Here is a 6,690-nt window from a genome sequence, read left to right as displayed (position 1 = left end):
GGCGACAGGATGCGCCCCGCCGTCGGCCGACGTCACCGGCACGACAGGACCGCGCGCCCGCTCCTGGAGCACCGCTCCGACTCCCGACACGAATCGCTCCTCCGCCGCCGCGACCACGCGCCCGCCGAGCAGCACCCGGTCGATGTCGAGCAGCCCGACGAGATTCGCCGCCCCGCCGCCGAGCACCCGCGCGGCCTCCGCCAGGTCGCCGCGCGCGACGGCCGCCATGCAGAGCGCCTCGATACAGCCGCGGTTCCCGCAGTCGCACGGCGGCCCGTCGAGCTGGATGACCTGGTGCCCGAACTCGCCCGCGCCGGTGCGGTCCCCCCGGTAGAGGGCGCCGCCCAGTACGAGGCCCGCGCCCAGCCCCGTACCGAGGTGGAGGTACGCGAACGAGTCGCCGGGCCCCCGCAGCGCGAGCCCGAGCGCGGCGGCGTTGGTGTCCTTGTCGAGGACCACGGGCAGACCGAGGCGGTCGGCGAGCGCGTCGCGCAGCGGGAAGCCGTCCCACCGGGGGAAGCCGGTGACGCGCCCGAGCACTCCGGCGGCGTGGTCGAGCGGACCCGGCAGGGCGACGCCGACGCCCAGCAGCCGGTCCGGTCCCGCCGCGCCGGGCGGCCCCGCGCGGCGCTCCGCCTCCGCCCGTACCGACTCCACCTGTCCGGCCGCCGTCTCGACGACCTCGGCCGCCCCGGCTCCCAGGTCGAACGGCGCCGTGCGGACCGCGACCGGGGTGCCCGCCAGGTCGACCACGACGGCCGTCAGTTCGTCGCGGTCCAGATGCAGGCCCACGGCGTGCGCGGCGGAGGGGACCAGGCACAGGACGGTCCGGGGTTTGCCGCCGGTCGATGCCCGTTGGCCGGCGCCGGCCGCCAGTCCCTCCGTACGGAGCCTGGCCGTGATCTTGCTGACGGCCTGGGGGGTGAGGCCGGTGGATTCGGCGAGTTCCAGTCGGCTGATGCCGCCCTCCCCCGCCGTACGGAGCAGGTCGAGCACCAGCGCGGAGTTGTGACTGCGCAGCGACGGCAGGTTGGCGCCGGCGTTCGGGTTCGGGTTCGGGTTCACGCCGGTACGGATGCCCATCGGTACTCCGGCCACCGCCTCCGTGTCCGTATCGATCTCCACCTCCGCCCCCGTCTCCGCCTCCACCCGCACGCTCCCGTCTCCGCCGTCACAGCTGTCACAGCCGCGACCGTCTCCGCTGTCACCACTGGTGCCCACGGTGTCATTGTTCCCGGCGCTTGCACTATGGCAACACCGTTGCTTAAGTGGAACGCATGACTGGCACCGGCACCCCTCAGCGCGTCGCACTCGTGGGCTACGGCCTCGCGGGCTCCGTCTTCCACGCCCCGCTGATCTCCGCGACCGAGGATCTGGTCCTCGACACGGTCGTCACCTCGAACCCGGAGCGTCAGGCGCAGGCGCGCGCCGAGTTCCCCGACGTCCGCTTCGCGGTGTCGCCGGACGAGCTCTGGGAGCGCGCGGACGAGCTGGACCTGGTCGTGATCGCGTCGCCGAACAGGACGCACGTCCCGATCGCGACCGCCGCCCTGAAGGCGGGCCTGCCGGTCGTCGTGGACAAGCCGATCGCCGGCACCGCCGCCGAGGCGCGCGACCTCGCCGCTCTCGCCGAGGAGCGGGGTCTGCTGCTCTCCGTCTTCCAGAACCGCCGCTGGGACAACGACTTCCTCACTCTCGCCCGCCTCGTCGCGGGCGGCGAGCTGGGCGACGTGCAGCGCTTCGAATCGCGGTTCGAGCGGTGGCGGCCACAGACCAAGGGCGGCTGGCGCGAGTCCGGGGTGCCGGAAGAGATCGGAGGGCTGCTGTACGACCTGGGCAGCCATGTCGTGGACCAGGCGCTGGTGCTGTTCGGTCCGGCGGCGACGGTGTACGCGGAGTCCGACGTACGCAGGCCCGGCGCCGCGGCGGACGACGACACGTTCATCGCGATCACGCACACGTCCGGTGTGCGCTCGCATCTGTACGTCAGCGCCACCACGGCCCAACTCGGCCCGCGCTTCCGGGTGCTGGGCTCGGAGGCGGGTTATGTGAAGTACGGCCTGGACCCGCAGGAGGCCGACCTGCGCGACGGCAGGCGTCCCCACACCCCGGAGTCCGCCGGGAACTGGGGCGTGGAGCCCGAGTCGCTGTGGGGCCGTATCGGGGCCGGCGAGTCCCCGGCGACGGGTGGGGGCCACCCGGTGGAGAGCACGCCCGGCGACTACCCGGCGTTCTACGCGGGGGTCGCGCGGGCGCTGCGCGACGGCTCGGCGCCGCCGGTGACCGCGCACGAGGCAGCCGCGGCGCTGGACGTGCTGGAGGCGGCACGCCGCTCCGCGCGCGAGGGTGTCACGGTCACGATCGGTGCCTCGTCATGACGGCGGCCCAGGACCGTCCCTTCCCGACGGTGGCCGAACTGGAGGCGCAGGAGGCCCGGTTGGTCCTGCCGCACTTCGGTTACGACGACGCGTGGGCGCTCGGCGGCCTGCTGGTGGAGCTGTCGCGTGAGCGCGAGGCGCCGGTCGCGATCGACATCCGCCGGGGCGGCCAGCAGCTGTTCCACTGCGCGCTGCCCGGCTCGTCGGTGGACAACGACGCCTGGATCGACCGCAAGCGGCGGGTGGTCGAGCGGTACGGCGCGAGCTCGTTCCTGGTCGGTTCGCGCTTCCGCGCCAAGGGCTCCACGTTCGAGGACTCCTCACGTCTGGACCCGGACCTGTACGCGGCCCACGGCGGCTCGTTCCCGATCATCGTGAGGGGCGCGGGAGTTGTCGGCACGGTGACGGTCTCCGGGCTCCCGCAGGAGGAGGACCACGCGCTGGTGGTGGAGGCCCTGGAGCGGACGCTGGCGGGGCCGTCCGGCAGCTGACGTACCGTCAACTGTTCTGCCGGACGCGGCTCGTTCAGGTCTTGATCTCGCGGAAGCCCGGCACGCTCGCGACGAGGAGCGTGCCGTCCCACAGTCTCAGGGCGTCCTCGGGCCCCGGCGTCTCGGTGACGACCGGGCCGAAGAACGCGTGCCGGGAGCCGGAGGGGTGGGTGACAGCGAGGATCGGCGTACCCACCTCTCCGGTGATCAGGCTCATCGCTTCCTCGTGCGAGGCGCGCAGCGCCGCGTCGTGGTCGGTGGACAGCCCGGCCCCGGCCAGTGCCACCGGCAGCTCCGCGGCGCTCAGGGCCTCGGCGATGTCACCCATCCACTCGCGCCGCCCGCCGTCCCCGGCGGTCCACAGCGCGTCGTAGAACCTGCCGAGCGCCGTGTGCCCGTACGCCGTCTGGATCGCGGCACAGACGCGGGCGGGGATCCAGAGGTAACCCTCCTCGTCGCCCTCGGTGTCGACGTCCCTGCCCTCGTTCAGCACCGAGAGGCTCATCACGCGCCAGCGGATGTCGACGGGGCGCTGTCCGGCGACGGCGACGATCCATGACGCGGTGACCCGGCTGAGCGGGCAGGCGGGGTCGAACCAGAAGTCGACGGTCCGCCGCTCCGTGACCATCGGGTGCTCCCTCTCGTCGATCCGACCCCGCCGACGCCCGCCGGGTTACGCGTTCTTGAGTTCCTGGCGCTGCCGCCCCAGTCCCTCGATCTCCAGCTCGACGACGTCCCCCGCCCGCAGGTACGGCTTCGGCTCCGGCTGTCCGAGCGCGACACCCGCCGGCGTACCGGTGTTGATGACGTCACCCGGGTAGAGCGTCATGAACTGGCTGACGTATCGGACCACTTCGGCCACCGGGAAGATCTGCTCGGCCGTCGTCCCGTTCTGCTTCTGCTCCCCGTTGACGGACAGCTTGAGCGACAGCGCCTGCGGGTCGGGCACCTCGTCGGCGGTCACGAGCCAGGGGCCGAGGGGGTTGAACGTCTCGCAGTTCTTGCCCTTGTCCCACTGGCCGCCGCGCTCGATCTGGAACTCGCGCTCGGAGACGTCGTGGGAGACGGCGTACCCCGCGACATGCGCGAGGGCTTCCTCCGCGGAGTCCAGATAGCGGGCGGTGCGGCCGATGACGACGGCCAGCTCCACCTCCCAGTCCGTCTTGACGCTCTTGCGCGGTACGAGGACGGTGTCGTCCGGGCCGACGACGGTGTCCGGCGCCTTGAAGAAGATGATCGGCTCGCCCGGGATGTCCGCGCCCGTCTCGCGCGCGTGGTCGTGGTAGTTCAGCCCGATGCACACGATCTTGCCGATCCGGCCGACCGGCGGCCCGGTGCGCAGTCCGGTGGAGTCGACGACGGGCAGTTCGCCGGACGCGGCGGCGGCCCGGATCCGGTCGAGCGCGGCCTCGTCGGCGAGCAGAGCGCCGTCGATGTCAGGGACCAGTCCGGACAGGTCCCTGAGGGTTCCGTCCTGGTCGAGCAGTGCGGGGCGCTCCGCGCCCGCCGTACCGACACGCAGCAGCTTCATGGTCTGTTCTCCCTCTGGTCGAGCGGATCGACCTGGTCGAGCGGGGCCCGCCGACGGGTCGCGGCCATCGGGCGGATTGGCCGATCGTCCAAGACATCGGATCACTCTGCAAGACCCTGTTCACACCCTGGACCACGCCCGCCCCGCCCCGGCGACTACGGAACCTCGTCGTGACGGCCACCTCGCCCCGGTGGTGGCCGCCGGCTCACGCCTCCTAGGGGGTGTCCGCGAAGAAGCGCCGTCCGCCCGTAGGGCGGGGCCCGCGGCGTCTGGTGCGGTGCATCGCAAGGCGGAGGATCGGCCTCGTACCGGGCCGTACTCGGCCGGTACGACAACGCGGCGAGGTGCCGTGCCAGGCGTCGCGGGCCAGGCGGGACTTCGCGGACACGCCCTACGCTGCGGTGGCCAGCGCCCCGGCCGGGACGTCCCGGTACAGGAAGGCCCGTTCGACGGCGGTCCAGGTGGTGCTCGTCACGACGTACAGCGCGGCGGCCAGCGGCACCACGCCCACCGTGATGAGCGTCGCGAAGGACAGAAGCGGCATCAGCTTGGTCATGGCCCCCATCCCGGGCACCTGCTGCCCGTCCGCCCCGGCCGCCGGCATCGGCATGGCGGCCATCTGCCGCTTCGTACGCCGGTAGTTGAAGGTGGCGACGGCCACGACGATCGCGAAGAGCGCGACGTACACCAGGCCCGCGCCCCCGAAGACCCCGCCGTCGGCGAGTGCGTCCTTCCAGCGGTCCCCGAGCGGCGCGGCGCCGAGGGAGTGGCCGAGCAGCTCGTTCGGCTCGCCGCCGATCTCCCGGCTGGAGAAGAGGTGGTACATCAGGAAGAACGCGGGGATCTGGAGCAGGCTCGGCAGGCAGCCGGCGAGCGGGGAGACCTGCTCCTTCTTGTGCAGCTCCATGATCGCCTTCTGGAGGCGCTCGGGGTTCTTGGAGTGCTTCTTGCGCAGGGCGGCGATCTGCGGCGAGAGCTTGGTGCGGGCCTTCTGCCCCCGGGCCGCCGCCCGGGAGAGCGGGTGGACCGCGAGCCGTACGCAGGCGGTGAACAGGATGATCGCCACGGCGGTCGCTCCGCCCTGGAAGAGCGGCTGGAGCAGGTCGGCGAAGTGCTCGACCAGGGTGGCGAAGCCGGACAGGAAGACGGACATGGGTGAGCCCTCCGAGGGTCTCGTCGTGCCGGAAGGAAGGCGCGGCGCGGGTGGTGCGGCGCGGCGCGGTTCGGCATGACGACCCGCGTGGGGGCCGATCGCTCAGGGGGTGGGGACGGCGAAGGCCCTACGCGGTCGTCGGGACGGGACGACCGGGCGCCCGTGGCCTGGTGCGGCCTCGCGCGTCGGGATCTCGCTGCGGCAGGAACGCCGTTCGCTGCTCGCGGTCGCGGATCGCCGTACGGACCCGGGTGGGCGGCACGGCGGGCGCGCACCGGGCGGAGATGACGGCGGAGACGGCGAACGCGCTGGAGGCCGCGGCGGTGGCGGCGAGGGCGACGGCGGCGGAGAGGCTGCCGGCGTCGACGAGGAGGATCTGGGCGAGGCCGAAGAGCAGGAAGAACAGCGGGGCGGCGGCGGGGCGGGGCAGCCGGTCGGCGCGTCGTGCGGCGCGTCGGATCATGGCCTGTTCCCTCCTCGGTGTTGTGCCGCCGGGCTTCTCAGGGCTTCGGGGCCCTCCAGCCGTTATACACGATCCGTTTCGACGGGCAGAAGCAGGCGCCGGGGCGCGAGCAGCGCGCGGCTCACCGGATCGTCCGGGTCCGGATCGAGTCCGCGCCCCGGCAGCATCTCCACGTCGTGCGGCGGTACGGCAGTGCCGCAGGCCGGGCACTCGCCGTAGGAGCCGAGCTCGGTCCCGCAGGCGGAGTGGGTGAACACCCGCATCGGCAGGACACCGTCGATGTGTTCGCGGGCCCAGAGGCCGAGGGAGCGCAGGACGGGCCAGAGCGCGAGGCCGCGCTCCGTCAGGACGTACTCGTCGCGCGGCGGTGACTGCTGATAGCGGTGCTTCTCCAGGACGCCGGCCCGCTCCAGGCTCTTGAGGCGGGTGGCGAGGACGGCGCGGGGGACGCCGAGGTGGGTGAGGAAGTCGTTGTAGCGGCGTACTCCATAGAAGGCGTCCCGTACGACGAGCAGCGTCCAGCGCTCGCCGACGATCTCCAGCGCGCGGGCGATCGAGCACTGCTGGGTGGAGTAGTCCTTGCCGAGGGCCATGGGGACACCTTAACAAAATCTAGGTTCAATGAATGAACTCACCATGCTACGGTCGGTCCCTCCTATGGGTTCATTCACCGA

Annotated in this window: 8 protein-coding genes; 2 read left to right on the top strand and 6 right to left on the bottom strand. The window is 72.6% G+C overall.

What is annotated here, in order from left to right; all coding sequences use genetic code 11:
- Positions 1-1,083 (bottom strand): ROK family transcriptional regulator (locus tag GXP76_RS32985; protein WP_242575297.1); only part of this gene is annotated, 1,083 nt, incomplete at its 3' end.
- Positions 1,084-1,277: 194 nt separating this feature from the next.
- Between GXP76_RS32985 and GXP76_RS32980 the strand changes: the two genes are divergently transcribed.
- The gene (locus tag GXP76_RS32980) at positions 1,278-2,378 is read left to right on the top strand and encodes a Gfo/Idh/MocA family oxidoreductase (RefSeq protein ID WP_242575296.1); all 1,101 of its coding nucleotides are present in this window, start codon (positions 1,278-1,280) and stop codon (positions 2,376-2,378) included.
- Complete coding sequence (locus GXP76_RS32975; RefSeq protein ID WP_242575295.1) at positions 2,375-2,869, top strand: heme-degrading domain-containing protein; 495 nt, start codon at positions 2,375-2,377, stop codon at positions 2,867-2,869. Before GXP76_RS32980 ends, GXP76_RS32975 begins: the two co-directional genes overlap by 4 nt.
- Positions 2,870-2,903: 34 nt before the next feature.
- Here the strand turns inward: GXP76_RS32975 and GXP76_RS32970 are convergent, their stop codons facing one another.
- The 5 genes from GXP76_RS32970 to GXP76_RS32950 form a co-directional block, all read right to left on the bottom strand.
- A complete protein-coding gene (locus tag GXP76_RS32970) occupies positions 2,904-3,497 on the bottom strand; it encodes a disulfide bond formation protein DsbA (protein WP_242575294.1) in 594 nt (197 codons plus the stop codon).
- A gap of 45 nt (positions 3,498-3,542) precedes the next feature.
- A complete protein-coding gene (locus GXP76_RS32965; RefSeq protein ID WP_242575293.1) occupies positions 3,543-4,400 on the bottom strand; it encodes a fumarylacetoacetate hydrolase family protein in 858 nt (285 codons plus the stop codon).
- A gap of 391 nt (positions 4,401-4,791) precedes the next feature.
- Positions 4,792-5,553, bottom strand: coding sequence for a YidC/Oxa1 family membrane protein insertase (locus GXP76_RS32960; RefSeq protein WP_242575292.1), 762 nt, complete (start codon positions 5,551-5,553; stop codon positions 4,792-4,794).
- Between the two features lie 127 nt (positions 5,554-5,680).
- Positions 5,681-6,016, bottom strand: coding sequence for a DUF6412 domain-containing protein (locus GXP76_RS32955; protein WP_242575291.1), 336 nt, complete (start codon positions 6,014-6,016; stop codon positions 5,681-5,683).
- Between the two features lie 62 nt (positions 6,017-6,078).
- Entirely contained in the window at positions 6,079-6,609 is a 531-nt protein-coding gene (locus tag GXP76_RS32950) for a helix-turn-helix domain-containing protein (RefSeq protein ID WP_242575290.1), read from the bottom strand.
- Positions 6,610-6,690: the final 81 nt, after the last annotated feature.

Source organism: Streptomyces sp. NP-1717 (assembly GCF_022695985.1).
Taxonomy (GTDB): Bacteria; Actinomycetota; Actinomycetes; order Streptomycetales; family Streptomycetaceae; genus Streptomyces.
Note: the sequence above shows the minus strand (reverse complement) of the source record. Positions and strands in the feature narration are given on the sequence as shown.

Bases quoted from the DNA above. Each gene is read 5' to 3' on its own strand.
- GXP76_RS32980 (WP_242575296.1), top strand. From the start codon at position 1,278: ATGACTGGCACCGGCACCCCTCAGCGCGTCGCACTCGTGGGCTACGGC.
- GXP76_RS32975 (WP_242575295.1), top strand. From the start codon at position 2,375: ATGACGGCGGCCCAGGACCGTCCCTTCCCGACGGTGGCCGAACTGGAG.
- GXP76_RS32970 (WP_242575294.1), bottom strand. From the start codon at position 3,497: ATGGTCACGGAGCGGCGGACCGTCGACTTCTGGTTCGACCCCGCCTGC.
- GXP76_RS32965 (WP_242575293.1), bottom strand. From the start codon at position 4,400: ATGAAGCTGCTGCGTGTCGGTACGGCGGGCGCGGAGCGCCCCGCACTG.
- GXP76_RS32960 (WP_242575292.1), bottom strand. From the start codon at position 5,553: ATGTCCGTCTTCCTGTCCGGCTTCGCCACCCTGGTCGAGCACTTCGCC.
- GXP76_RS32955 (WP_242575291.1), bottom strand. From the start codon at position 6,016: ATGATCCGACGCGCCGCACGACGCGCCGACCGGCTGCCCCGCCCCGCC.
- GXP76_RS32950 (WP_242575290.1), bottom strand. From the start codon at position 6,609: ATGGCCCTCGGCAAGGACTACTCCACCCAGCAGTGCTCGATCGCCCGC.